Annotated in this window: 29 protein-coding genes and 1 tRNA gene; all 30 read right to left on the bottom strand. The window is 47.2% G+C overall.

Going from position 1 to position 25,010, the window contains the following annotated elements:
* Positions 1 to 38: 38 nt before the first annotated feature.
* A complete protein-coding gene (fliE, locus tag JXQ28_00740) occupies positions 39 to 350 on the bottom strand; it encodes a flagellar hook-basal body complex protein FliE (GenBank protein ID MBN2276249.1) in 312 nt (103 codons plus the stop codon).
* Positions 347 to 604, bottom strand: a complete 258-nt coding sequence (locus tag JXQ28_00745) for a hypothetical protein (protein MBN2276250.1) — start codon at positions 602 to 604, stop codon at positions 347 to 349. Before JXQ28_00745 ends, fliE begins: the two co-directional genes overlap by 4 nt.
* Positions 605 to 692: 88 nt before the next feature.
* Entirely contained in the window at positions 693 to 1,187 is a 495-nt protein-coding gene (flgC, locus tag JXQ28_00750) for a flagellar basal body rod protein FlgC (GenBank protein MBN2276251.1), read from the bottom strand.
* Positions 1,188 to 1,207: 20 nt separating this feature from the next.
* Positions 1,208 to 1,624, bottom strand: a complete 417-nt coding sequence (gene flgB, locus JXQ28_00755; protein MBN2276252.1) for a flagellar basal body rod protein FlgB — start codon at positions 1,622 to 1,624, stop codon at positions 1,208 to 1,210.
* A 160-nt stretch (positions 1,625 to 1,784) separates the two neighbouring features.
* Positions 1,785 to 2,519 (bottom strand): OmpA family protein, encoded by a 735-nt coding sequence (locus JXQ28_00760; GenBank protein ID MBN2276253.1) that lies wholly within the window; start codon positions 2,517 to 2,519, stop codon positions 1,785 to 1,787.
* A gap of 6 nt (positions 2,520 to 2,525) precedes the next feature.
* Complete coding sequence (locus tag JXQ28_00765) at positions 2,526 to 3,287, bottom strand: flagellar motor protein (protein MBN2276254.1); 762 nt, start codon at positions 3,285 to 3,287, stop codon at positions 2,526 to 2,528.
* 139 nt (positions 3,288 to 3,426) lie between these two features.
* Positions 3,427 to 4,779, bottom strand: coding sequence for a sigma-54-dependent Fis family transcriptional regulator (locus tag JXQ28_00770; GenBank protein MBN2276255.1), 1,353 nt, complete (start codon positions 4,777 to 4,779; stop codon positions 3,427 to 3,429).
* Between the two features lie 15 nt (positions 4,780 to 4,794).
* Positions 4,795 to 6,099: a PAS domain S-box protein gene (locus JXQ28_00775; GenBank protein ID MBN2276256.1), complete on the bottom strand. Its 1,305-nt coding sequence runs from the start codon at positions 6,097 to 6,099 to the stop codon at positions 4,795 to 4,797.
* A 292-nt stretch (positions 6,100 to 6,391) separates the two neighbouring features.
* The gene (locus JXQ28_00780) at positions 6,392 to 6,805 is read right to left on the bottom strand and encodes a response regulator (protein MBN2276257.1); all 414 of its coding nucleotides are present in this window, start codon (positions 6,803 to 6,805) and stop codon (positions 6,392 to 6,394) included.
* 40 nt (positions 6,806 to 6,845) lie between these two features.
* The gene (locus tag JXQ28_00785) at positions 6,846 to 7,640 is read right to left on the bottom strand and encodes an anti-sigma factor antagonist (GenBank protein ID MBN2276258.1); all 795 of its coding nucleotides are present in this window, start codon (positions 7,638 to 7,640) and stop codon (positions 6,846 to 6,848) included.
* Complete coding sequence (locus JXQ28_00790) at positions 7,637 to 8,944, bottom strand: SpoIIE family protein phosphatase (GenBank protein MBN2276259.1); 1,308 nt, start codon at positions 8,942 to 8,944, stop codon at positions 7,637 to 7,639. The genes JXQ28_00785 and JXQ28_00790 overlap by 4 nt, the downstream gene beginning before the upstream one ends.
* 90 nt (positions 8,945 to 9,034) lie before the next feature.
* Positions 9,035 to 10,345 (bottom strand): ribosome biogenesis GTPase Der, encoded by a 1,311-nt coding sequence (gene der, locus JXQ28_00795; GenBank protein ID MBN2276260.1) that lies wholly within the window; start codon positions 10,343 to 10,345, stop codon positions 9,035 to 9,037.
* Positions 10,342 to 11,616, bottom strand: a complete 1,275-nt coding sequence (locus JXQ28_00800; protein MBN2276261.1) for a DUF512 domain-containing protein — start codon at positions 11,614 to 11,616, stop codon at positions 10,342 to 10,344. The genes der and JXQ28_00800 overlap by 4 nt, the downstream gene beginning before the upstream one ends.
* A gap of 13 nt (positions 11,617 to 11,629) precedes the next feature.
* Positions 11,630 to 11,701: transfer RNA gene (locus JXQ28_00805), tRNA-Gly, on the bottom strand.
* Between the two features lie 62 nt (positions 11,702 to 11,763).
* The gene (gene menA / locus JXQ28_00810; protein MBN2276262.1) at positions 11,764 to 12,678 is read right to left on the bottom strand and encodes a 1,4-dihydroxy-2-naphthoate octaprenyltransferase; all 915 of its coding nucleotides are present in this window, start codon (positions 12,676 to 12,678) and stop codon (positions 11,764 to 11,766) included.
* Positions 12,679 to 12,761: 83 nt separating this feature from the next.
* Entirely contained in the window at positions 12,762 to 13,505 is a 744-nt protein-coding gene (tatC, locus tag JXQ28_00815) for a twin-arginine translocase subunit TatC (protein MBN2276263.1), read from the bottom strand.
* Between the two features lie 87 nt (positions 13,506 to 13,592).
* The gene (gene nrdR, locus JXQ28_00820; protein MBN2276264.1) at positions 13,593 to 14,042 is read right to left on the bottom strand and encodes a transcriptional repressor NrdR; all 450 of its coding nucleotides are present in this window, start codon (positions 14,040 to 14,042) and stop codon (positions 13,593 to 13,595) included.
* A complete protein-coding gene (locus tag JXQ28_00825) occupies positions 14,039 to 14,539 on the bottom strand; it encodes a cytidine/deoxycytidylate deaminase family protein (GenBank protein ID MBN2276265.1) in 501 nt (166 codons plus the stop codon). Before JXQ28_00825 ends, nrdR begins: the two co-directional genes overlap by 4 nt.
* A gap of 10 nt (positions 14,540 to 14,549) precedes the next feature.
* A complete protein-coding gene (locus JXQ28_00830) occupies positions 14,550 to 15,359 on the bottom strand; it encodes an SAM-dependent chlorinase/fluorinase (GenBank protein ID MBN2276266.1) in 810 nt (269 codons plus the stop codon).
* Positions 15,347 to 15,772: a DNA-binding protein gene (locus JXQ28_00835; protein MBN2276267.1), complete on the bottom strand. Its 426-nt coding sequence runs from the start codon at positions 15,770 to 15,772 to the stop codon at positions 15,347 to 15,349. Before JXQ28_00835 ends, JXQ28_00830 begins: the two co-directional genes overlap by 13 nt.
* Positions 15,769 to 16,086 carry a divalent-cation tolerance protein CutA gene (locus tag JXQ28_00840; GenBank protein MBN2276268.1) on the bottom strand — a complete coding sequence of 106 codons (318 nt, stop codon included), beginning with the start codon at positions 16,084 to 16,086 and terminating at the stop codon, positions 15,769 to 15,771. The genes JXQ28_00835 and JXQ28_00840 overlap by 4 nt, the downstream gene beginning before the upstream one ends.
* A gap of 15 nt (positions 16,087 to 16,101) precedes the next feature.
* A complete protein-coding gene (locus JXQ28_00845; GenBank protein MBN2276269.1) occupies positions 16,102 to 16,407 on the bottom strand; it encodes an MTH1187 family thiamine-binding protein in 306 nt (101 codons plus the stop codon).
* 168 nt (positions 16,408 to 16,575) lie between these two features.
* Complete coding sequence (locus JXQ28_00850; GenBank protein ID MBN2276270.1) at positions 16,576 to 17,823, bottom strand: serine hydroxymethyltransferase; 1,248 nt, start codon at positions 17,821 to 17,823, stop codon at positions 16,576 to 16,578.
* A gap of 68 nt (positions 17,824 to 17,891) precedes the next feature.
* Positions 17,892 to 18,335 carry a ribose 5-phosphate isomerase B gene (gene rpiB, locus JXQ28_00855; GenBank protein MBN2276271.1) on the bottom strand — a complete coding sequence of 148 codons (444 nt, stop codon included), beginning with the start codon at positions 18,333 to 18,335 and terminating at the stop codon, positions 17,892 to 17,894.
* 22 nt (positions 18,336 to 18,357) lie between these two features.
* Positions 18,358 to 19,296 (bottom strand): branched-chain amino acid transaminase, encoded by a 939-nt coding sequence (locus JXQ28_00860; GenBank protein MBN2276272.1) that lies wholly within the window; start codon positions 19,294 to 19,296, stop codon positions 18,358 to 18,360.
* Positions 19,297 to 19,449: 153 nt separating this feature from the next.
* Entirely contained in the window at positions 19,450 to 20,388 is a 939-nt protein-coding gene (locus JXQ28_00865; GenBank protein ID MBN2276273.1) for a radical SAM protein, read from the bottom strand.
* A 194-nt stretch (positions 20,389 to 20,582) separates the two neighbouring features.
* Positions 20,583 to 21,734 carry an acyl-CoA dehydrogenase family protein gene (locus JXQ28_00870; GenBank protein ID MBN2276274.1) on the bottom strand — a complete coding sequence of 384 codons (1,152 nt, stop codon included), beginning with the start codon at positions 21,732 to 21,734 and terminating at the stop codon, positions 20,583 to 20,585.
* A gap of 2 nt (positions 21,735 to 21,736) precedes the next feature.
* Entirely contained in the window at positions 21,737 to 22,879 is a 1,143-nt protein-coding gene (locus tag JXQ28_00875) for an acyl-CoA dehydrogenase family protein (GenBank protein MBN2276275.1), read from the bottom strand.
* 11 nt (positions 22,880 to 22,890) lie between these two features.
* Complete coding sequence (locus JXQ28_00880; GenBank protein ID MBN2276276.1) at positions 22,891 to 23,754, bottom strand: 3-hydroxybutyryl-CoA dehydrogenase; 864 nt, start codon at positions 23,752 to 23,754, stop codon at positions 22,891 to 22,893.
* Between the two features lie 18 nt (positions 23,755 to 23,772).
* Positions 23,773 to 24,963 carry an acetyl-CoA C-acetyltransferase gene (locus tag JXQ28_00885; protein ID MBN2276277.1) on the bottom strand — a complete coding sequence of 397 codons (1,191 nt, stop codon included), beginning with the start codon at positions 24,961 to 24,963 and terminating at the stop codon, positions 23,773 to 23,775.
* Between the last annotated feature and the right edge of the window lie 47 nt (positions 24,964 to 25,010).

Below are 25,010 nucleotides of genomic sequence, written 5' to 3' on the forward strand. Positions count from 1 at the left end.
CTGATTGCCGATCCCATGGCAGTTCAGCTTTTTATTTTCTACATTGGCATACGCATGATTTCCTGGTATGCATCCATCAGCCGATTCCTTATTTCCAGCAGCAAATCGGTTGCGATACCGGCCTCTTCTATAGCAATCATCACCTGGTGCAGATCCTCAGCCTCCCCCGTCGCCAAAAGTTCCTGGGCCTTACCCGCATCCAGATGAAGCTCATTAACCGAATCCAGCAGATTGTTGAAAAGTTCCGTAAATTTACCCTTATCGGGTTGTTCATTCGAAACCTGTCCGGGATTGAGCTGTTCCTGTAAACCGGGAACCAGCCGGCTCACTTGTCCGATATTACCGCTCATAATTTCACGTCAATTTGTTTTCCAAGATAAGAGCTATTCGTTTGTCCATCATTTGAATATGCGCCCTGCCGGGGTGCTACACCCTGGTACTTATCGAAGAATATTTCCATGGCCTGCTTTTCTTCTGCCGAAAGCATATCGACAAAAGTACCGGGCTTCAGTTGTACCGAAAGCTCCGATCCGACTTTTTCACCCTGGCCTGGAATTTGTATGGTTTCCGCCTGCTGGGCCTGTTTTTTATTTTCAGCGGCCATTCTGGTCTCCGACTGCGGCCGGTTTGTCATCTGGCGATAAGTGTCAATTCCGATTTGATTGATTTTCATGGTCTATTCCCTCTAATTGCTAAATTTCAAGTGCATTCTTGGCCATATCCTTGGCCGCGGAAATGGCCATGGTATTGGCTTCATAGGCTCGAGATGAGGCCAGCATATCGACCATCTCGGTGACAACCTCAACATCCGGCATTTTCACGAAACCATCCTGATCGGCCTCGGGATGCGACGGATCATAAACGAGACGGAAATCGTCCGCCGGGGCCGCCTTAATATCCGCCTTCACTTCCGATAATTCGGATGTCTGCGGCAAACGCTTGGTACCGCCGGAAATATGACCGGGATCGGTACGCACCAGACGTGATTTCGCCCGGGTCATTTCGTTGCGGAAAGAAGTCTCCCGCGTATTTTCAGCGGCGACCAGCCGTTTCCTTCGATACGGACCGCCTTCCGGGGTCCTGGTAGTTTCAGCATTGGCAATATTCTCAGCGACCACATCCATTTTCTGTCGCTGGACCGTTAATCCGGTGGCGGAGATATCAATTGATGTGAAAATTCCCGGCATAATTATTCATCCCGTTTTATCTACTTGCTCTTTATGGCGTTTTTCAATCCGGTGATTTTCCTGGCCAGTATTTGCGCACCGACAGAATAATAGATCTGGTTTCTGGCCAGATTAGCCACTTCCCGATCGACATCGACATTATTTATTCCGTTGGCATCTCTTGAATCATTGACAATAACTTCCGGGGCGCTGTTCTTATTCTGGCCGAGCGGCAGATGGGCCGGATTGGTCAGTTTTCCCGCAATATGCTCCGATTGACCCACCGCCTTTTTTAATTCGCCATGGAAATCAATATCCTTGCTTTTGTAATTGGGGGTTGAAACATTGGCCAAATTCCCGGCAATCAATTTCTGCCTGGTCGATGATAAATCGAGGAATTTTTCCAGCAATGGAATTCCGCTTTTATCGATTATTACATTTTTTATCAAGTTCGACATAGCATTACCCGCCAAAGCCTTAAGCAAAGATAATGCCAATGTTTCAGGGCCGGACTAACATACTGCCAGTCAATTACTTACGTGCGAGATAAATTCCGGACCGGGATGTCGGTCTGGAATATAATACTCACCGAACGAGAATAATTTTCCGGAAAGGCGGCTACTGGCGGTACAATTCCGAGCTTGGTTCGGCCGCAGTCAGTTCCATGGTGAGAACGACAATATCGACCCGGCGATTCTGGGCCCGATTCTCAATGGTATTGTTGGGTTTCATGGGACGGAATTCACCATAACCGAGAGCCGAGATTTCGCTCGGTTTGATGGAATGGGTATTAATCAGGTAGCGAACAACCTCAGTTGCCCGGGCTGATGACAATTCCCAGTTGGATGGATATTTATTGGTGGCGATGGGAACATTGTCGGTATGACCTTCAACCCGGATATGATTGGGGATATCATGCAGATTATCGGAGACAATATCGAGGACCATTCTGGCCTGAGGTTCCAGATCTGCGGAACCGAGTTTAAACAGGGCCGATTCCATAATATGTATAACCAGGCCGCGTTCTGTGATTTCGGTGCTGACCGTTTTATTATCGCCGGATTTTTCTTTTATTTTTTCACGGATTTTATCGCCGATTGAAACCAGATGCCCGACCTGCATAACTCCGCGTCCAGGTGCCGTACCTATATCATCCCCGCGCCGGACCGCGATTTCACCGCCCTTGAGAACGCCTGAAAGGGCTTTGGACATTTTACCGAATTTCTTGGCATCGACCTGTGACATGGAATACATGACAATAAAAAAGGCCAGAAGAAGAGTAATCAAATCGGCGTAGGTCAACAACCATCTTTCAAGATTTTCGTGGTCTTCTTTTTTGGAACGGCGTATCATAGAGACCTATTCTTCGCCGCGTAACTGGGGCGAAACGAAAGACAGCAGTTTGGTTCGGACCACCCGTGGATTATCACCCGACTGGATTGAAATAACACCCTCCATAATTAAATCCAGATTGGCCAGCTCTTCTTCATGACGAAGTTTAAGTTTGTCACCAATTGGCAGATAACAGAGATTAGCCAGGGCCACTCCCCAGAGAGTGGCGATAAAAGCCCCGGCTATGGCCTGAGCCATACGCTCGGCATCGGACGTACTCCCTAGCGTATGAATCAGCCCCAATACAGTCCCGATAATTCCCAGGGTCGGTGAAAAACCACCCATTTTTTGAAAAAAGAGGATTCCTTTTTTATGACGATCCTCAGTATATGCTATTTCCGTTTCCAGAATGTTTTTCAGTACTGATGTTTCCGTGCCATCAATAACCAGCCGAATGGCTTTCCGGAAAAAGGGATCGGCGATATGGTTCATATCTTTTTCCAACCCCAAGACACCCTCTTTACGGGCTTTTTCGGACATATGGACCAACTGGTCAACCGTCTCCAGAGAATCGGGAGGCTTCCTGAAAAAGGCCATTTTTAGCAAATTGGGAATATTTCCGAGAGTCTTGACCGAGGTGGTAACAATGGTAGCCCCGATTGTGCCGCCGATAACAATCATCATGGCAGGGGGTTGGACAATGGCGCTCAGGTGCCCGCCCTCAAGAAGAAATGAAACGATCACGGCCCCGATGCCAATTATCAATCCACCAATAGTCGCTATATCCATAAAAAAACCAATATTTTACTACCCCGGCGGATATTTAATTTCATCCGCCGATCAATACTGGTATCGGCAATTATGAAATATTTTAAAGCGGCCAGGGGCCGCGGAAGCCTCTAAAAAGCAATAAATTAGCCCCACTATTTCAGTCGTCGGTCTCAATATTGTATTCGGCCAGCTTATTCCTTATAGTTCGCGGTGTAACATTAAGGATTTCAGCAGTTTTGGTTTTATTCCCGCCATATTGCTCAAGGGTCTTGAGGATAAGATATTTTTCGCCATCGGCCAGACTCATACCTACCGAAATCCCTGAAATTTCATCAGCCAGTTTGCCTAAGACCAAATCGTTGGGGAAATCATTCTGGCTTAAGATGTTTGACGATGATGTAACGATCGCCCGCTCGATATAGTTCTCAAGCTCCCGGACATTTCCCGGCCAGTGATATCTCATCATCATTCGCATCACGTTTTCGTCGGCCTCGGATACCATCTTACCATTTTCATCGTTGTACTTTTCAATAAAATGCTGTATCAGAAGCGGGATATCGCCCAGGCGCTCCCGAAGAGGCGGCAGATGAACAGGAATGACATTCAAACGATAATAAAGGTCTTCGCGAAATTTTTCCTGTTTTATCAATTCCTTGAGATTACGATTGGAGGTGGCGATAATCCGAACATCAACCTCGATCGTAGCGGTTGAACCGACTCGCTCGAAACATCTTTCCTGTAAAACCCGAAGCAACTTGGCCTGTAAACCGGTCGGCATTTCGGAAATTTCATCAAGTAACAGAGTCCCTCCGTCGGCGATTTCGAATCGACCCTTATGCTGTTTTATGGCTCCCGTAAAAGCACCTTTTTCATAACCAAACAGCTCAGCCTCTACCAGGTTTTCAGGTAAAGCGGCGCAATTGAGAGTTATAAACGGACGATCCTTACGATCCGAGGCATAATGTATGGCCCGGGCCACCATTTCCTTTCCGGTCCCGGACTCTCCGGTTATCATAACTGTTGAGCGCGCCCTGGCGGTGGTGGCGATCAAATCGAATATCTGCCTCATCTGAGATGATTTACCGATTATATCCTGATAGCGGTTGGCCAGGTCCGATTTTAACTGGCGGTTCTCGTTTCTTAGACTGACCAATTCGGCGGCTCGTTCCACCACAATTTCAAGAGCATCAGGCGAAACCGGTTTCAAAAGAAAATCATAAGCACCCAATTTCATGGCTCTGACGGCATTTTCAACCGTACCGTAAGCCGTAACCAGGATTACCACCATTTCGGGTTGCAGTTGACGGGCTTTCTGAAGTAGTTCGATGCCATCCATATTTTTCATGCGAATATCGGAAACCACAATATCGAATGGCTTATTCTCGATTTCCTGAAGCGCTTCCTCAGCCGAAAATGCCGAAGTGACTTCGTATCCCGCCCGTTTCAGGGTTTCGGTGAAAAATTCATTGGCCAGTTTATCATCATCAACCGCCAGAACATTTATTTTCATGCTATCCCTCCTGCCCTAATTTATATTCACAGGTATTAAAATCGAGAATTTTGTTCCCCGGCCAGGCTGCGAACAGGCACTCAGGTCCCCGCCGTGGGCCTTGACAATTTTCCAGGCAATCGACAAACCCAGACCAATACCGTTTTCCTTGGTGGAATAAAATGGAGAAAACATTTTCCGGCAATCCGCTTCGGAAAAACCCGGACCATTATCTTCAACTATAATCTGGACCAGAGTCTCGGTTCCGGCCAGTCCCAACCCCTCGGAATATTCCTTCTGCGCGTCAACCAGGGGAAGGAGTCCAAATCGAATTGTTACTTGCGTATCTTTGCCGCCGGCTTCAAATCCATTTTTTATAAGATTAAAAAATACCTGTCTGAAAAGATGTTGGTCCAGATTGACTATCAGGTCTCCCGATGATGCCTCTAATTTGAGTTTGTCGCCGATATCCGTCGGGCCATATTCCTCGGCATAAGCAACCAGAAGAGCCGACAGATAATTCTTTAAATCAATCGGAGATTTCTGAATTTTCTCACGCCGGGCGAAGTCGAGAAGAGTTTGAATAATTCGATTGATACTCTCCACTCCGCCGACAATTTTCCGGGCCATCTCTTTTTTGGCCGGGTCATCTTCAAGATCGCGGGTTAGAAGTGATGCAAAACCACCAATACCATTTAAAGGGTTACGGATTTCATGGGCTATGGAAGCCGCCATTTCGCCTAACGAAGCCAAAACTTTCATTTGCGACAATTGCTCTTCCATCTTTCTCAGCTTGGAAATATCATGAAACAGCTCCACCGCGCCGATTATCTGCCCGGATTGGTTTTTTAGAAGAGAAGTGGAAACTGATAGATTCACATCGGTTCCGTACCTGGTTTTTATCTCCTTTTCCCTTCCTTCAATTTCGTGTCCGGAATGTATGGCTTCAAGGGCGGATAATTCCGGATCTTGCGAAACCGGCATGATATCATTATATTGCGCGCCCAGAATTCCGTCATCTGCCTCACCAAAACCAAGAATCTTTCTGGCGGCCGGATTCATATGTGATATCCGTCCGACGGAATCAATAGCCATTACTCCCGATGACAGCGAATTGAGAATGTTGTTCAAAAATTCCGTGACCGCCCGGTTTTCCCCCATTAAGACCTGAAGAGTCTTGTTGACAGCCTGTAATTCCTCGCTTTGATGAGAATACATTTCCTTCAGAGAAAGATATTGCCGCTGGAGTTTATTGATTATCTGATTAAAGGAAGAATAGGTTTCCGCAAAACGCCCGACATCATCGGCGATTTCAACTTCCATGGCTTCCCGTTCATCCATTTTGCATCTCCTCAAGGATGCCGGAAATATATAACCGACGATATGTTATAATCAACAAAAACATATCAGTATCCGATACCCCGGCAATAAATTAAGCCCCATAAAAAGAAAAACAGCAATGCCATTATACCTGATCCGCATATCCCGCAAAAGCAAAAAATGACGGTATGGCAAAAATCCTTATCAGGGGTTTGAGATAGAAAAGACTTCTTAAGTTGAATATACTGAATAATAAAAAAGGCGCCTGACAAAGGGTGCCTTTTTAAGAATGACTTAATCAGATTTTTTTGGGCTAATGGTATTCGACATCTTCGGTCCGGCGATCACCAGCCCGGGAATGATTATTTTCTGCAATATCATCCATGGCCTTGTACAGCTTATTGATATTGAAAGGCTTGATGATATAATCTTCGACTTTCACCCGAAGGGCCTCTATGGCTGTCTCAACCGAAGGAAAGGCGGTCATTATGACAACCGGGAGATCCGGATAAAGATCGCGGATTTTCTTTATCAAGGCTATCCCGTCGATTTCCGGCATTTTTAAATCGACCAAAGCAATATCGTATTTTCGATTTTTAAGGCTTTCCAGGGCACGTTCGGCGGTATCAAAAACCGACACTCCCCAGTCCTTCTCAGAGAAAAAATCATATAGCAGATCTCTGATAAGAAGTTCATCATCGATGATAATAATATTTTTCCGGCTCAACCTTTAACTCCTCCAATCCGGGATCAGGTCGATCAATTGATCACACCGTTATTTCGCTATATGATTTAAGAGCTTCTTCTTCGCTGTTATAGATTTCGAAAATATGCGACAGCTGGGTAATGTCGAATATCTCCTGGACATAATCAGCCAGATTGGAAAGGGTCAACCGGCCCCGATGAATCCTTATTTCTTTCATCATGGAGACCAGAGCCCCCAGACCGGAACTATTGACGAATTCAACCTCACCGAGATTGAGATGGATTGATATTTTCCCTGAGGTCAGGAGGTTTTTTATTTCCTCCTTCAATTTCCCTCCGTTGCTTAAATCGAGACGCCCTGACATGCTGATAACGGTTGTACTGCCGGCGTCTTTTTTCCGGAATTCCATCTTGTCCTCCATATCTGATAATGAATAATCATCGCTTATATATTTGCTTCGGTCAAAAATCATTGAGATTTTCAGACCGGAGTCATTCTGGCCTTTTTCAAACCTAATTTCATCGGCCAATGATTCCATAAGATCGACTCCGCGGCCCCCCTCCTGAAATAAATCCGGAGCCTTTCTTGACCTGAGAATTTCAATATTTCCCGCTCCTTCATCCATTATATCGGCAATAACAAGGCGCTTATTAATGGTAATCGAGATTTGGATGGACTTCTCCCGATTATACTTATTGCCGTGGATCAGAGCGTTGGTAAAGCCTTCGGATATGGCCAGTATGATTTTGTACAATAACGTTTTGGGAAGGCCAGCCAGGGAAAGTGTCCCTTTGACATCCTGATACATCCGGCTTTCGGATTCCAGACATGATGGATAATTGAACACCTTTTTCATTTTTGATCATCCCGCAACATTCTGATTGCCAGCAATGTCAAATCATCAAAGGGCTCTTCTCCCGCACCTTCGGTAAAACGGTCCACCTGGTCCCTTACATGGCTGCAAAATTTCTCCGCCGACATATCTATTTCACGTAAAAACATCCGCTTGAGACGTTCCGTCCCAAACTGACGTCCATTAATATCCTCTGCTTCGGTAATCCCATCGGTGAAGGCCAGAAAACGATCCCCCGGATTAAAGACCATGGTGTCTTCTTTAAACTGCATATCCGGAAACTGGCCCACGAAAGTGCCACCGGGACGCCATTCCGATATTTCGCGCCGCCCCGAATCCCAGAATAGCGGCGGCAGGTGCCCGGCATTACAATAAACTATTTCCCGACTGTCAAGATTAATATGAGCGATAAACATCGTCACAAACATATCATGGCTTTTGATTATTCGACTGCAAAGTACATTATTCAGATTATTCATCAGCGTTCCCGGACTGATATCAGGGCATTTCATCAATTCGCATCGAATAATCGCAATCGAGGCCGCCATAAGCATGGCCGCCGGTATTCCCTTATTGGACACATCGCCGACAATTATCACGAATTCGCTGTCACTGAGTTTAACAATATCATAGAAATCGCCCCCGACCGAACGGGCCGGTCGATACAATCGTCCAATGTCCACACCTTTTATTTTAATGGCGCTGTTGGGCAATATGGTTTCCTGTATCTGTCGGGCGATAGTCAACTCCTGTTCGATTTTCTGTTTCTGCAAAGACTCTTTCAAGAGAATGGAATTATCTATCGCGACGGCCGCGAAATTAATCAGCATTTCCAGATTTTTTTGATCCTCATCGGTAAATAACTCATCGGTGGTTTTATTAATGATGACGATAACGCCATGACACTGGGATCGTGATTTTATGGGAAGAGCCAGAAGACTGGTCAGATTCGGCCCAAGATCCGTATTATGACCGAAATCACTCATGACTACCGGTTCCTGCCGGATAAAGCAGTAATCGGCGACATTTTTGTCGTCGCGATAAATAATATTCCTGATAACCGTATCATCCACGCCCCAGGTTATTTTAGAAACAAGTTCGCCGTTTTCTTCGAGCTGAATCAGACCAACTTCACCATCGACCGTCCTGATAGACATTTCCATCACCACCGATAAGATTGTTTCAAGGTTCAAAATCGAGGTGATAAGAGCCCCCATAGTGGTCAAATCAAGCAGTTTTAATCTGGTTTTTTCAAGCTTGCTTTCGAGGTCGAAAATTTCATCTTCAGTAGATATTGGCAATGTCATACCCGGAAAATCGGCAGTTATGCCAATAACTTGAAGGAAATAAGCGGTCCCGGCCGATTCCGTTCCGGCTTTGGCCCAAACAGCGATTAATTATTTTTTGCGAAACTTTATCCTGATGGGTATACCCTCGAAATCATAGCGACTTCGAATCTGATTCTCGATATAGCGCAAATAGCTTTTTTGCAGTGATTGAGGATAATTACAGAAGAAAATAAAGGTCGGGGGGCGGATATCGGGCTGGGTGACATAAAAAAGTTTGACGTACTTACCCTGAACGGCCGCCGGCGGCTGTTTCTGGACAATCTCCTCGAGAAGTGTATTCAGTTCCGGGGTCGGGATTCGTCTTTCCCAGTTTTCGTAAACCCGATCGACCAGATCAATGGTCTTGATCACCCGTTGTCCGGTCAGGGCTGAAATATATATGATGGGCAAATAGGCAATCGTCCGAGCGAATTCTTTGATTTGCGAGGTGAAAATATCGGCCGTGCGATGATCCTTTTCCACGAGATCCCATTTATTGACCGCCAGGACCAGCCCACGGCGAGCTTCCACCGCATCCTCAATAACTTTCAAATCCTGGACCGAGAGACCCTCCTGAGCGTCTACCAGCACCACCGCCACATGGCATCCTTCGATGGCTCGCAGAGTTCTCAGGGTGGTAAAATATTCAACCGCCTCGGTTACTTTGGATTTTCTCCTCAATCCGGCCGTATCGATCAGAACATATTTACGGCCGTCAAGGGTAAAGGGAGTATCGACCGCATCCCGGGTGGTTCCGGCCACGGGCGAGACAATCACTCTCTCCTCCCCGATCAGGCGGTTGATGAAAAGAGATTTCCCGACATTCGGTTTGCCGATAACAGCAATTCTTATGGCCGAAGCTTCCTCTGCCTGTTGATCGGTCTCCGGCAAAGCATCCACGATAGCGTCGAGGGCCTCGCCGATATTTCTCCCTCCCGTGGCTGAAATCGGGAGTGGTTCTCCCAGCCCGAGCCTCATGAATTCATATATATCCAGTTCGCCGCTATCGCTGTCGGCTTTATTGGCCAGGAGGATGACATTTTTGCCGGCCCGTTGCAGACGGGTGGCAATCTGCTCATCAATTTCATCAGCGCCGGCTTGACAATCCACAATCAGAACAACAAGGTCGGCCTGGTCGATACTTATTTCGGATTGTTCGAGAACCAGACGATTAATCCCGCTTTTACTGCCCGGGATCATTCCTCCGGTGTCAACCAGATAGAACTCCTTCCCCCGCCATTCACACAGCGAATAATTACGATCGCGCGTAATACCCGGGGTATCATCGACAATGGCGATTTTCTTTCTTAAAAAACGGTTAAACAGCGATGATTTTCCGACATTCGGGCGTCCGATCAATGTTACCAGAGGAAGACTCATTGGCAAACCTCATTTAGAGTATCAATCATGCTGTATTTCCCCGTTCTAATATCAAGTCCCGATTCCTTCCGGAAACCCTCCAGTGAAAGATCATCCAGAAAGAGGTTATCATTATTTAAGCAGTTCGGAGGCAGGATGGCAATATCATAATTTCGGCGCAACTGAGCGGCTTTTTTTAAAATATCGCGGCCGGTCAACAAACCGCTGACAGTGATTTTTTCGCCCCAGAAATTATTTTTTATCGGAATGATATCAGCAAAAAATCCTTTTCTTTTTAAATCAGGCTTGACTCGATTCTCAAGAACCGTAAAGGCCGATTCCCCGGTCAGAATGGCCAGACGATATCTCCTGTCGCCCGGTTTCAGAAAACGCTTGCGGCGGTTAAAATCGGTCAGGAAATGACGCATCATACCGATTCCGTTTTCGAATTGTTCCATCTCCTCGTACTCCGAGATTCCGGGGAAATCATGACCAGCCAGAATATAGAACTCATCAGCGGCAAAAACAAAACGTGACCCTCCCCTTCTGAAAAACTCCCTCTGCCGCCGATGAACATATTTTATCATGAGATCCGCGCCAATAGCATCAAAGGCTCTCAGTTGCGGGAGGTTTTCCCTGTAACGGGTTAATCCGACCGGAACAATACCCAGGGTCGCCACCCCCGGGCATAATGAATAAAGATCATTTATCGTTTTCTCCAGATGAATTCCATCGTTGATTCCAGGACAGATCACCACCTGGGTATGGAAAACAATTCCCTTTTCGGTCAGCGCCCTGAGTTGTTCCATTATGGGAGGAAGATTACGATTACCGAACATGACCCGGCGTAATTGATCATCAGTCGTATGAACCGAAATATAGAGCGGTGAAAGACGCTGCTCGATAATCCTCGAGATATCATTATCAGTAATATTGGAAAACGAAATAAAATTGCCGTGCGTGAATGAAAGTCGATAATCATCATCCTTGATATATAACGAGCGCCGCATCCCTTGGGGTTGCTGGTGGATAAAACAAAAAATGCAGGTATTCCGGCATCGTTTAATACGATCGGATTCAAAGGTCAGACCGATATCTTCGGGATAATCAAATCGGAATCGCTGTCTATATCCCGTATTATCTTCGATTTCCAGTTCCACAATATCTTCGGCCAGTTTATACATACAGTCGATATTATCCCGAACCGACTCGCCATTTACCGAAATCAGATTATAACCTGGTCGAATATGACCGAACAGGGGTGAATCGGGATTGACAGCAGTGATTTTCATGACCATAAGCAAAAGCGGGCGAAGGGGGTCGAACCCTCGACGTCAAGCTTGGGAAGCTTGCATTCTACCGCTGAATTACGCCCGCTTAGACAGCTTTAATTAATTTATTTCAATAATTCCCCAAGTCAAGGGAATTTGTAACCACCATTAAATCAATGCTCCCGCTACACAGCCGATGGCCATCAGCAACCCGGTTACCAAATGAACCTGAATCGTACCGGCCTGAGCCGGGATCAATTCCGCAATCTTATCGAATTCCCTCGAAAACAAACGAACCGTTTTCAGGGCTATCGGAAGGCTCAACAGGGCCAATAATGCATATGGCGTTAATCGGGCAAAAGCCACTGCCAGAATAATGATGGCATAGTTGCCGAAAATCAGAAAATAGTAACCGTACCGGGCCCTTTTCTTGCCCAGCGTGACCACCAGGTGATTCTTGCCGACAGATTTATCAGCCAAATAGTCAGGATATTGATTGATATATAAAATGGCCGTAATTAAGAAACCTATTGGAAGCGATGACCAGAATGACAACCACGTGAATTGTCCTGTTTGCACGTAGTAAGAACCCATAACAGGCAGTATCCCGAAATTGATCAGGATAGCCAGTTCGCCGATTCGGTTGTATGAAAAGGCGTACCTGGATGCGGTATAAAAGAAACCACCGATAAAACCCATTACAGCCAGGGCAATAATCCAATAACCCGGTGTCATCATGGTCAGATAAATCCCGGCCGCCAGAGCCATCCCCCAGCATACAAGTGCCGCGGTCAGAACCGATCCCGGTTTTAATATCTTCTTTTGAATCACCCGGGATCCGCCCGAAAACGGAGTGTAGTTTTCATTTATATCATCATCGGTGGATTTATGATCGAAATAATCATTGGCCATATTGGCGGCGGCATGGGCAAAAATCCCCCCGGTCAAGGTGATAAAAAACAACATCCATTGGAATTCTCCGACTTGATAATAGGCCAGAGCCGCACCGAAAATTATAGGGATACCGATTCCGGTAAAGAATGGCGTCCGAGCCGCCGTGATCCATTTTTTTATTACATTCATACCATTCACGTCTCCTCAAGCTTTTATTAGCCTGTTATACAAATATAAGATATGGCCAATTTTGAATAATTCAAGTTTCTCAATTATTTTTTACTGCCGCTTATTTTAACGATAATAATGGTGATTTCATAAAGAATATACAGCGGCACCGCCAGCAACAATTGAGAAAAAACGTCGGGCGGGGTCAATATAGCGGCCACTATTAATATGGCAACCAGAGCATAGGGCCGAATACGACCCAGCCCTTTCCCCGTAATAACACCGATTCGCCCCAGAAAATAACCGACCACGGGTAATTGAAAGGCCAGCCCAAAAGCCAAAAGAAGCATCCCGGCGAATGAAATATAGCTGGACACGGTTATAATCGGGGTCATCTCCCCTTCCCCGTAGTGAATCAGAAAATCAAGCGCAAACGGCAATACCACAAAAAAACAAAAAGCCGCCCCGGCCAGAAAAAGGCCGGTAGAATAGAAAGCCATCGGCAGAATCGTTTTCTTTTCCTTTTTATATAATCCCGGACCAATAAATTTCCAAAGCTGGTAAAAGACTATCGGTAATGCGGCAAAGATGCCGGTGATAAGCGAAATTTTCAGATAGGCGTAAAAAGACCCGGTGATTTCCGTGAAATGCAATTTGGTATCACCCAATGGGGCGGTTATAAATTCATATACATATTGGGCAAATCCAAATGAAATGCAGGTCATCACGCCGATGGCGACCAGGGACCAAATCAGCCGCCGGCGTAACTCCTCAATATGCTCCAAAAATGGCATACTGGATTTTTTAACGACTTCTTCCGAAGTATCCGATTTTTGGTTATCCGCCATAATGATAATGAATTAGAGGAAACTTCGGAATTAAGTCAAATGATTTTTAATCTGCTGTGGGTATTACTAAGAGCCGGTATTGTATTTCTAACTCAGAAGTTTCTTCAATTCCTCAAGAAATTCCGTCTTGTCCTGAAATTTACGATAAACCGAGGCGAATCGGACATAGGCAATTTCATCAGTCTCCTTGAGCTTTTCCATGACCAGTTCCCCGATATACTTGCTGGTCACCTCGCTTTTGGAGCGTTCCTGTAGCCGCGCCTCGATCTCATCGACCATCGCCTCAATTTTCTTCTGTGAAACCGGGCGTTTGTTGCAGGCCAATTTGATACCCTGAATTATTTTCTGACGGTCAAAGGGTTCCCGCCGGTTATCCGATTTGGTAACAGTCAGAACGACATTTTCGATATATTCATAAGTGGTAAATCGCTCTTTGCATTTAAGACATTCGCGGCGGCGGCGGACCGCCCGCCCGTCCTGGGCGCTCCGGGAATCAACCACCTTATCTTCCTCATGTCCGCAGAAAGGACATTTCATTTGATCAGGTCCTCAATCGGTTTATCGGGCTGGTTTATCAGCAACCGATGAATTACCACCCCGGCCTCTTCCATCATCTCCTTTGAAAGATCATCGGGATACCCCTCGGCCACATAAATCTCCCGTATTCCCGAATTTATCAGCATCTTGGCACACAGGGTACATGGAAAGGTTGTCGTGTACAGAATACCGCCTTCGATCGAGATGCCCGATGTGGCGGCTTGGATAATGGCGTTTTGTTCGGCATGAATCGCCCGGCATAATTCATGTCTTTGCCCGGAAGGGATCCCCATTTTCTCGCGCAAACATCCGGTTTCCAGACAATGATGCAATCCCGAGGGAGCTCCGTTATAGCCGGTTGCCAGGACTTTTTTGTTCTTAACAATAACCGCCCCGACCTGGCGTCGAAGACAGGTTGATCGCGACGCCGCCAGCATGGCGATCCGCATGAAATACTCGTTCCATGACGGCCGCCGGGAATTCAAATGTTCACTCATGGGGTGCAATTTACGCGTTGCAAATAACCGGCGCAATTAAAATCTTGGCCGATAGATCAGAGTTGATATCAAAATAGTCGGCCGCCGAGCCCCAATTTATCGCGATTTCGAGATAACCGAAGGAATTGATATAACACAACGCCCGCCCCTTTTTCGCCCGGTCATATGTCTCCCGAAGGGCACCGATTTTATGGCCATTTAAATACACCGAATATCTGCTTTCCGGTAAATCCGTCTGCCGAAAGGAGGTCACGAGATTCCCGAAATGATCGACATATATAATCCGTCCGATCAGCTGCCCCCCCCTTTTTGTATACCGCCTTTCCTTCAATCTGATTAACTTCGGCAGTTTCCTTCCAAACTCATCAGGCATAACTCCAAGCGACAGATAGCCCGCCACGGGGGCGAAAATATCACGGCCATGAAAGGTGGCAGAGGTTGGTCTCAGGTGATATTTCCCGGCAGTCAGAGAAATAATCCGGAGAATCGAATCCGTTGCCAGAAATGAGAAAAGACCATTGTCGGGGCCAATAAAGAAATAATCCTCAGTTTCTATCAGAATGGCCTTTCTTTTGGTTCCGACGGTTGGATCAATAATTCCGACATGGATTGTCCCTGAAGGAAAATTGCCGTATGATGTTTCAATGAGATATTTACCGGCTTCAATATTGAAAACCGGGCTCGCGTGACTGATATCAATGATTCTTGCCAGAGGGTTCAATCCTGTTATTACCCCCCTGACAATCCCGGCATAATTATCCCGCCAGCCAAAATCGGTGGTCAGAGTGATTACCGGAGATTTTGTATTTACAATTGCCAATGGCCGATATTTCTTTTCGGATCCTGTGTCCGGGTGATTTTATCTTTTAAAGTTCTAATATAAACTTCAAGCGTAAGTAGCACGGTGGCTTCAACTAAATGACCGGTAAAGGCGCTCAAAGAACGGTCGGATACGACCATATGACAGTGAATAAACGGCTCATCACTATCCGGCGGGTAGGATATATTGGCGCTTAAATGGCCTACCTCGAGTTCATCCATGAAGGTTTTGGTGACGAATTCCTTCTGTTCCGAATCATAGATTCCCAGAGTCGCCTCGGTAACCGCCCCGACTCCTGAGATAATACCCGCCTGTATATGATGTTGCTTAACGAAACCCCGGAGTGATTCCAGGATGTTTTCGCCCCTTTCCAGAAGAACCAGATACCCATCCTCAACCGGCCGGTACTTCATTGGCTGGTCTCCTTATCGACCCAGTCAAGATAGTCGGGATTTCCTTCGGCGACAGTCAGTGAAATCACTTCGGGTACCTCATATGAATGATTTTCCCGAATAAAACGAATCAGGTTTTCTACCTTTTTGGTGGTCGTCTTGACAATAAGCATGCTTTCGGCGTCTTTTTTAATTACACCCTTCCAGTGATAAATGGATTTCACGTGATCAACGATATTGACACATGCTGCCAGCCGGCTTTCGACTATTTTCTGGGAAAGCTCCTCGGCCTTGTCAACCGAAACGGTAATAAGCATAACTCTGAATGCGGACATCTGGAAACCTCTATGTTACGAATTAATTTTCCTTTTAAGCCGTTTTTCAAGCGAATCTATTTTCCCCATCAGACGTTTTCTGGCCTGTTTCCGGTCATCCATGGTCAGGACCATGTAGATTCTATTATTATTTCGTCTTAAACGCAGCCGACATTTATTAATTAATTTAATTATTTCATTCCATTCGCCCTCAATCACGGTTGACATGGCTGAGGTTTTATAGGGAAGACCGGATTTGTCGATCAAATCAATGATTTTGGCAACCTCGGCCGAGGCCGACTCCTTATTGCCTGCCGGAAACATGGAAAACTGAATCAGCATTTTATTTCTCCCCTTTAATGGTGGAATCCATTGTCAGAGACATTATCTTATCTCCCGTTTCCCAATTCAAAGATATTACGGCTTTAAAATCAATGATTAATAGTATAGGCAATAAATAAAGAAGGCCGACTTATTGAAAAGGCGGCCTTAATACCTTAAATTTCCGAGTTATTTTTTACGCTCTTCGTATAGCGGGAATTTATCACACAAGGTTTTGACCTCACCGCGGATCCCTTCGAGAACCCTTTCATCTTCCCTGTTCTCAATAGCCGTATCAATAAAATCGGCGATAGTTTTCATTTCGGACAGCCCCATCCCCCGGGTTGTAATAGCCGGGGTTCCGATCCGAATCCCCGATGTTACCAGCGGCTTTCGAGTATCAAACGGCACCGTATTTTTGTTCACCGTAATCCCGGCGCTATCCAAAGCCCTTTCAATTTTCTTTCCCGAATAATCGCGATCAATGAAAGACATTAAAAACAGATGGGTATCGGTTCCGCCTGAGACAATGTGATGTCCCCTGCCCTTCAATTCTTCCGACATAATTCTGGCGTTTTCCAGAATTCGTTTCTGGTATGCCTTGAAATCATCGGACAGAGCCTCCTTGAAAGCCACCGCTTTGGCGGCGATAACATGCATCAATGGCCCGCCCTGAATACCCGGCATCACGGTACGATCAAGATCGGCGGCATACTTTTCTTTGCACATGACCATCCCGCCGCGCGGCCCTCGAAGGGTTTTATGAGTGGTGGTGGTGACAAAATCGGCATAGGGAATCGGCGACGGATGTAAACCGGCCGCCACCAGTCCGGCGATATGGGCAATATCAACCATCAAATAGGCGCCGCAGGCGTCGGCCGCCTCTCGAAATTTTATAAAGTCCAGTATTCTCGGATAGGCCGAGGCCCCGGTCACGATTAATTTTGGCTTGATCTCTCTGGCCATGGCGATTAATTTATCATAATCGATAACCTCGGTATCCTTCTCCACCTGGTATCCGTGAAACTGATACAGTTTGCCCGAAAAATTGAGCGGATGACCATGTGTCAGATGTCCGCCATGAGACAGATCAAGTCCCATCACCTTATCACCCGGTTCTAGAATTGTAAAATATACCGCCATATTCGCCTGGGAGCCGGAATGCGGCTGCACATTGGCATGCTCGCAACCAAACAGCTTTTTGGCCCTTTCGCGGGCCAGATCCTCGGCCAGATCAACGAATTCACAACCGCCATAATATCTCTTGCCCGGATAACCTTCGGCGTACTTATTGGTCATGACGCCGCCATTAGCTTCCAGAACCGCCTCGGATACGAAATTTTCGGAGGCGATTAATTCCAGTTTATCCGATTCCCGTTCCGTCTCTTTTAACATCGCATCATAGATTTCGGGATCGGTTTTTTTCAGATAAGACATGATATGCTATCCTCCAGCTATACTGATCGGCGCTCCAAAAGCCTGCTTCCCGGAAATGCGGAAAGCGATTATTTGTTTTTTTCGGCCGCCGCTATTTTCTCTAATCTCGCTATATGGCGTCCACCCTCAAACTCGGTTTCCAGCCAGGTTTTGATTATATTCGGCAGATCAGTCTCTTTGACATATTTCTGCCCCAATGTAAGCACATTGGCATTGTTGTGAAGACGGGCGTAATAGACCATGTCCGGGGTCAAACACAGAGCCGCGCGAATCCCCTTAACCTTATTGGCAGTCATAGCCATACCGTTCCCGGTCCAGCATATGGCCACCCCGCTGTCGGCCTTACCGGAAGCCACGGCCCGGGCCACTTTGAGTCCATAATCCGGGTAATCGACGGAATCTTTTCCAGCGGGGCCAAAATCAAGTACATCAATATCATGGTCCATAAGTATCCTGCGGATCTTTTCCTTGTACTCAAAACCGGCATGATCCGATCCAACGGCCACCAGCATTGCCATATCCCCTATATTAAATTTACACGTTCTCCCGTGAGGGGACTAATGTCAGCCAGCCATAATTATCATCGGCCCGCCCCTCAAGAATATCAAAAAGCCGTTTCTGAAGTTTCTCGGTTATCGGTCCCCGCCGGCCAATCCCGATTTGATAATCATCGATATGAGAAATAGGCGTGACTTCGGCGGCCGATCCGGTGAAGAAAACTTCGTCGGACATATAAAGCATTTCCCGCGGGATACTCTGCTCGGCAATCTCGATATTGAATTCCCGTGCCAGGGTGATTATGGTATCGCGCGTGATCCCCGGCAGGACTGAATTCGAAAACGGCGGCGTATAGACTTTCCCCCTGTAAACCACGAAAATATTTTCGCCGGAACCTTCGGAAACCAGACCATAAGCGTCAAGAGCGATACCCTCCACATAACCGCGGGCAAGCGCCTCCATTTTAATCAATTGCCCGCTGGCATAATTGGCGCCTGATTTAGCCATCATTGGCATGGTATCCGGAGCGCATCGCCTCCACGTCGAGACACATACCTTGACCCCTTTCTCCATGGCCTCCGGGCCAAGATATTTCCCCCACGGCCAGACGGCAATGGCGACATCGACGGGGCAACGGGAAGGATCAACCCCCAGGGAATCATATCCGCGATAAACAACCGGCCGAATATAGCATTCTTCCAGTCCGTTTACGGCAATGATATTGAGCATGGCATCGTAAATCTCCTTTTTGGTAAAAGGAATTTCCATGCGGTATATCTTGGCGGAATTGAACAGCCGATCCACATGTTCCTGGTGACGGAAAGTGGCCGGTCCCTTGGGTGTTTTATAGCAACGCTGGCCCTCGAAAACCGATGAGCCATAATGAACGACATGAGACAGAACGTGGATTTTCGCATCGTCCCAGGGCACCATTTTGCCGTTCATCCAGATATAATCGACTTTATTAAAAGGCATAGATTCCTCCTGAAATCAAAAGGTTAAATGCGAGCCAGTCAAATATATTAAATAATTCTGACGATTTCAAGAACTAACCGGATTTTTAAATCTTGAGAGTTTTGGTTATTTAATTAATAAAGAAGAGGTTTTGAAATACGCCAGTTTTCGATTTCAATAGCGGTTTGGATTCTTGTTGCTGAATCTCTTGGGGATTAAATAATGCCGGCCGTCGTATCTGACCTCACACATTTCATCATCTTTGATCAAACGACTTACGGTCCCATGTTCCACAAAAGCCGCTTCGATTCTCTCTGCCTGGTCCAAACGAAGTGGGTGGCGGGAACCGATTTCAATAATGGCCTGACGGGCATCGGCAAAACCCCGAAGGTCATATTCCCCTTTTTCCACCTCGAGCATCGGAACGGCCCGGCCGATAATTTCCTGGGCCAGAATCACGGTCTGGGGATCCGGCGGCCGGACCCAGCTTTCGGCCGGGGGATGAGTCGGAATCGTGACATAAACCCGGTCTGGTTCGATCTCATCGATAGCATGGCGAATACTCCAGAGTTCTTCCTCGCTGTCATTCCAGTCTTTGATAAGCATGGTTTCGATCCAGAGACGGCCGAAGTATCCGCGCCGGAAATCTATCAAACCTTTCAGGATAGTGCTGAAATCAAGACTCTGATGCGCCCGGCTGATTGAGCGATACATTTTTTCGTTCCCGGCATTGAGTGAAATATTGATGATATCCGCCCGATTCAGATCGAGTCTGACGTCTTTATCAGGCAAAAGTGAACCATTGGTCATGACTGCAACGTCAATACTCAATTTCGATTTGATTTGCCTGATTAGCCATCCCAGATCGGCCGACAGGGTAGGTTCTCCATGTCCGGTAAAAGTTATATGGTCCGGCTTTATATCCCGGGCGCGCTCAACCACAGAATCAAGAATATCCTGTCGCGGATAAAATGACTCCCGAATCACCTGGAGCCGATCAGTGGCTCCCTGATCACAATAAACGCATGAACAGGTACATGTTTTGGACGGAACAAGACTGACTTCCAGCGAGCGACCCAGGCGGCGGGATAAAACCGGTCCATAAATATACATTAACCGACTTTCCTCATAAAACACTTATTCGGGTCAGTTATTCATTAATACAGGTATATTCATAATTAGAATTGCCGGATTGTCAAGAGAGGGGAATAAAATTATTTAACAGAATGGATGGGAATTGGCTTTTTAATTTCGGGAAACTGGGGCGGCCTAATTATCCGGCCGCCCCGTAATTAGCTGTCAGGAAATTAAATCTTCGGGATCAATTCATGGAGAGCCTCGCGGGCAATCACAATCCGCTGGACTTCCGATGTCCCCTCGCCTATTTCACAGAGCTTCATATCGCGGAAATAGCGTTCCGCCGGAAAATCCTCGGTAATACCATCGAGTCCGAGAATCTGAATCGCCTGATAAGTGCAGTAATGGCTGACCTCGGAAGCATATAACTTGCACATGGCTGACAACTTGGTATAGCGATGTTTATTGTCCTTCAGCCAAGCCGTTTTATACATTAGCAACCGGGCCGCTTCAACCTGCATGGCCATATCAGCCAGTTTGAACTGAATGGATTGATGCCGGTTGATCGGTTTGCCATTTTCCAGGGTGGATTCCGAATAACGAGCCGCTGTTTCCAAGGCCGCCTGGGCCAGGCCGATAGCCATAGCCCCGATCGAGATCCGGCCGCCGTCAAGAGTGATCATGAATTGTTTGAAACCTTCGCCTTCCTTACCGATAAGATAATCAATGCTGATTTTCAGATCATCCAGATGCAGGTAGGCGGTATTGGACCCTCGGCAACCCATCTTATTCTCTTTCTTACCGGCCGAAAAACCCTCCATCCCCTTTTCAACTATGAAAGAAGATATCCCGTGAACTCCTCCCTCATCGCTGGTTCGGGCAGTAATAATAGCCGTATCGCAGACATTGGCCGAAGTGATCCAGCATTTGGTTCCATTGATCAGGTATCCATATTCCTTCTTCTCGGCCCGGCTTTTGGTTCCGCCCGCATCGGACCCGGCTTCAGGTTCGGTCAATCCAAAGGCTATCAGCTTTCCCTTTTCGGCCGCCTCGGGGAGATATTTTTTGCGTTGGGATTCAGTTCCGAAAGCATATATGGGGAATGTCCCCAGGGAATTATGAGCCGCAAAAGTCAAACCAGTCGATCCGCAGACTCTTGATATTTCCTCGACAATAATCGCGTACTCCACCGTTGACAATCCCAGTCCGCCATAATCCTTCGGAACAATTGATCCCCACCAGCCTTTCCGGTTGATATCTTCATGGATTTCTCGGGAATAAAACTGGTCCCGATCAACCTCAACGGCATGGGGCGCGATTTTCTCCTCGCAATAGGCTCGGATTTCCTGCCTGAAATCTTTGTACTTGATATCGAAATCCATGGCTATTCCTTCAGGATATCCCTGGAAATTACGATCCTTTGTGCTTCCGATGTCCCCTCATAAATTTCGGTCACCCGGGCATCACGGAAGTATCTCTCCACCGGATATTCTTTAACATAGCCATAGCCTCCGTGAATCTGAACCGCTTCATTGGCTACCCAGTTGGCCGTTTCCGAAGCCACCAGTTTGGCCATCGAAATCTTTCGGGAATGGCGTCCTTCGGCATCCTTGAGAACTGCGGCCTGGTAGGCCATCAACCGGGCGTATTCAATTCTTGTGGCCATGTCGGCCAGTTTAAATTGAATCGCCTGGAAATCACAAATAGGCCGCCCGAATTGCTTGCGCTCGCGGGAATACTTAAGGGCTTCTTTAAAGGCTGATTCAGCAATACCCAGAGCTTGGGCCGCAATACCTATCCGGCCGTTATCGAGTAACGACAGGGCAATTTTGAAACCGCTGTTTTCCTCACCAAGGAGATTTTTTCTTGGAACCTGCGCATCCATAAAGGATAACTCCCGGGTATCAGAACACTTCATCCCCATCTTTTTCTCATTGGCCCCAAGCGTCAATCCCGGCGTATCCCTGGGAACTATAATAGCCGAGACACCCTTGGAACCCTGAGTCGGATCGGTCAGGGCAAAAACAATAAAGATACCGGCATGTTTCGCGGTGGACACCCAGTTTTTGGTGCCGTTAAATATAAAATGATCGCCGTCTGGAATAGCCTGGCAGGACATAGCCCCGGCATCGGTTCCCGAACCCGGCTCTGAAAGCGAATAAGCTCCGACAATCTCACCGGCGGCCAGCTTGGGAAGATAGGTCTTTTTCAATTCATCCGACCCGTAATTTTCAATAGCCTTAATCGCCAGCGAATTATGAACGCTTATCGAAATCGCCAGACCGGCGCAGGCTTTCGAAATTTCTTCGATCACCAGCGCATAACTGAGAGTATCGACTCCCAGGCCGCCGTATTCTTCCGGGGCAAGAAGCCCGAAGTACCCCAGTTCAGCAATTTCCCGCAATAATTCCTCCGGGAGATCTCCTTTTTCATCCAGTTCTTCCGCGATCGGGAAAAGCCTCTTTTCGGCGAATTCACGGGCCGAATCCCGAAACATCTCCTGATCTTCATTCAGATTAAAATCCATATCGGACCTCGCTATTTGGAATAATCATAAAATCCGCGACCGCTCTTACGTCCCAGGAATCCGGCCTCGACATATTTTTTAAGAAGAGGGCAGGGCCGATATTTGGGATCGCCCAGACCGTCGTGGAGAACCTCCAGAATGGCCAGACAGACATCCAGACCGATGAAATCAGCCAATGTCAATGGCCCCATGGGATGCGCCATACCCAGCTTCATAACATTGTCGATATCCTCGACCGTCCCGACCCCCTCAAAAAGGGCCTGCACAGCTTCATTGATCATCGGCATCAAAATCCGATTGGCAATGAATCCCGGATAATCATTGGATGGGACTGGGGTTTTATCCAGCTTCTTGGCCAGTTCCATGACCGTGGCGAAAGTCTCGTCGGATGTAGCAAATCCGCGAATCATCTCCACCAGTTTCATCATCGGAACCGGATTCATAAAATGCATCCCGACCACATCCGCCGGCCTTTTGGTGGCTGATGCCAGTTTGGTTATTGAAATTGACGAGGTATTCGACGCCAGGATCACACCGCCCGGGCAGATCGTATCGAGTTTTTTAAATATATCGAGTTTAACATCCAGATTTTCAAAGACTGCTTCTATTACGATCTGACAGTCTTTGATATCATTCAGATTGGTCGACTTTTTTATTCTCGCCAGAGCATTATCCTTATCGGCCGCGGTTATTTTTTCCTTTTTGACCATACGATCAAGATTACCTGTTATAGTGGCCAGGGCACGATCGAGAAATTCCTGCTTGGTTTCCACGAGAACAACATTATACCCGTTCATGGCGCAAATATGAGCGATCCCGTTTCCCATGGTCCCGCCGCCGATAACACCGATTTTAATTATATTGTCAACACGCATAGTCCGTATTCTCCCTTCTTAAACAATTTCGATTGACATGGCCACGGCGTTACCGCCGCCCAGGCAAAGGGTCGCCAAACCGTTCTTCAGGCCTCTGTCCTTGAGAGCATAAATAAGAGTAGTCAACACCCGAGTTCCGGAGGCACCGATTGGATGACCCAGAGCCACCGCGCCACCGTGAACATTGACCTTGTTCCAATCCCAGCCAAGTTCCTTGCCATCAGCCAGAGCTTGAACGGAGAAGGCCTCATTGGCCTCAATCAGATCGAAATGATTAATATCAACACCCGTTTTTTTCATAAGCTTCCGTACGGCATAGATGGGTGAGAAGAAAATTAATTCCGGTTCGATTCCGACTGAAGTATAATCGATAATTCGGGCCAGCGGTTTCAGGTTGTTGTCTTTCATGAATTTTTCGGAAACAACAACAGTTGCCGATGATCCATCATTGAGTCCCGGGGCGTTTCCGGCTGTTACGGTGCCATCCTTTTCAAAAGCCGGCTTTAACCGGGCCAGGACCTCCATTGAAATATTCCCCCGCGGGCCCTCATCTTTATCGAAAATAACAGGATCACCCTTGCGCTGGGGGATTTCAACCGGGAATATTTCGGCCTGGAATTTTCCCGCTTCCTGGGCGGCCACGGCCTTTTTATGGGAATTAAAGGCAAACTCATCCTGCTCCTCGCGGCTGATACCGGCTTTCCGCCCTGTCAATTCGGCGGCACTGCCCATATGCCAATTTTTGAAGGCGCACCAGAGACCGTCGAGAACCATTGAATCCTGGAGTTTTCTATCCCCGTACTTGAAACCCGCCTTGGCTCCATGAAGGACATATGGTGTCCCGGACATCGATTCCATTCCCCCGGCCACGATACAATCCTGATCCCCGGCTCGGATCGACTGCGCGGCCAGCGCCACGGCTTTTAAACCGGAACCGCAAACCTTATTAATAGTCATGGCCGGAACTTCAGCAGGAATCCCGCCGAAAATGGCGGCCTGCCGGGCTGGAGCCTGTCCCAATCCGGCCTGAACCACCTGTCCCATTATAACTTCATCAATTTTCTTGGGGTCCACACCGGCCCGTTTGACGGCCTCTTTAATGGCCAGGGCTCCCAACTGCGTTGCCGTAAATCCTGACAACCCGCTCAAAAAGGTACCGATAGCGGACCGGCAGGCAGACACTATATAGGCATCGTTTCTTTCAGCCATTATTCCTCCAGAATGATTGTTTGGTCTTTTGAATTCGTGTTGTTTAT

This window comes from Candidatus Zixiibacteriota bacterium, assembly GCA_016933955.1.
In the GTDB taxonomy this organism is placed as follows: Bacteria; Zixibacteria; MSB-5A5; order GN15; family PGXB01; genus JAFGTT01.